The organism is Pseudomonas artemisiae, assembly GCF_057128685.1.
Genome location: NZ_JBSKHS010000033.1, coordinates 1 through 1,693, shown reverse-complemented (window position 1 = coordinate 1,693; position 1,693 = coordinate 1). Strand labels below are relative to the sequence as shown.

General features: G+C 57.4%; 1 protein-coding gene. It reads left to right on the top strand.

The features are described 5' to 3' along the window. Nucleotides 1-400: 400 nt before the first annotated feature. Complete coding sequence (locus ACWKV4_RS20560) at nt 401-1,528, top strand: metallophosphoesterase (RefSeq protein WP_483834044.1); 1,128 nt, start codon at nt 401-403, stop codon at nt 1,526-1,528. The last annotated feature ends 165 nt before the right edge of the window (nt 1,529-1,693 follow it).

Here is a 1,693-nt window from a genome sequence, read left to right as displayed (position 1 = left end):
TTGTCTGCTCATCGAACACCTCTGTGTGGCGACCATTTTCGCCTAAAAAAGTGTCCGGGGTTAGTAGACCACTACACATAGGCTCGAAATGGTTGGGCGCGGTAACGCAGGGACAGGGCTGACAGGGAGCGAATTAGAAATAACCTGTCACATTCCAAGTGAATGGATAAACCTACGGCTATAATTAAGGCAATTGAAATACCTAAATTGAATATGCATATGCCATCGCTGCTCCCTAGGCCATGCACTTTTCCTAGAGTGCCGGCCGTAGCGCGCAGCCTTTCAACCTAGATCGCTTGAACGTAACGCCACCACACTTGATCTCAACCTCTCTAGCAGAGCCCTCCACCGCCTCTGTGGTAACGCGGGCGCAGGCGATCACGGTTACAGGAGCAACTCGATGTTCCACCTTATGTTTACCACCCCTTGCCTTTATGTGATCGCCCGTTTTATCTATCCCATGCCCTGGCCACTGCCAGCCAGGCTGGCGGCGGCGCTGGTGTTGTTGCTCGCCTCGCAATACCACCTGTATTCGAAGTTCTCCTCCGGCAGCGTGTTCTCGCCGGAATTCCCGCGGGCAGTGGTGCTGTTCTTCAATTGGGCGTTTGGCGCGATTCTGCTGCTTGCGGTGCTGCAAATCCTTATCGATGTGGGAATGTTGCTGACCATGCTGGTGCGCCAGCAATGGCTGACCGTACCGCCCCTCTTGCGCTATGGCGTGGGTGCCGCGGCCTTGCTGCTGGCGGGGATTGGTGTGCATCAGGCGGCGCGGGTGCCGCCAGTGAAGGACATTACGGTGGCCATCAAAAACCTGCCGACGCAGTTTGAAGGCTATACCTTGCTGCAACTGACCGATATGCACATCAGCCGGCTATTTAATGAACCCTGGACGCGTGAGGTGGTGCGCCGCTCGAACGCGCTGGGGGTAAACCTTATCGTTATCACGGGTGACTTGATCGATGGCCCGATCAAGGCGCGCACGGGTGATATCGAGCCGCTGCGTGATCTCCGCGCCTCGGATGGGGTGTATGTGATACCCGGCAACCATGAGTATTTCTTCGATAACGAGGGGTGGATGCAGTACTTCGTTTCGATGGGGATGAAGCGCCTTAGCAACAGTCACGCGCTCATCGAGCGTGGCGGCGCGCAGTTGGTAGTGGCTGGGGTGACAGACCTTAGCGCGCCCCGTGCGGGCTTGCCCGGCCCAGACCTCAAACAAGCGTTGGCTGGGGCACCGGGCGGGGCACCGATCATTCTGCTCGACCACCAACCACGCAATGCCCGCCAAGCCGCCCGCCAGGGCGTTGCCTTGCAGCTCTCGGGGCACACCCATGGCGGCATGATCCGCGTACTTGACCAGATCATTGCCAATGCGAATGAAGGCTTTGTATCTGGGTTCTATGCCGTAGATGGCATGCAGCTGTACGTCAACAACGGCACGGCCCTGTGGCCCGGTTTCGCACTGCGCCTTGGCGTACCTTCGGAGCTCACACGCATTACGCTACGGCGCGCGACAGGGCCTGGTTAGGCTCGGTATCTAAACTGGCTTTCAGTGATGCTATTGCCCAGTGTTCACCTCAGATGCCGCCGTTCGCCAGCTTCGCTGTCTCCTACAGGGTGAACTGCGCCCCAAATGTTGGACACCTATCCAACCTTATGGGGCGTTTTTCATGGGTAAGTACTCAAAAGACTT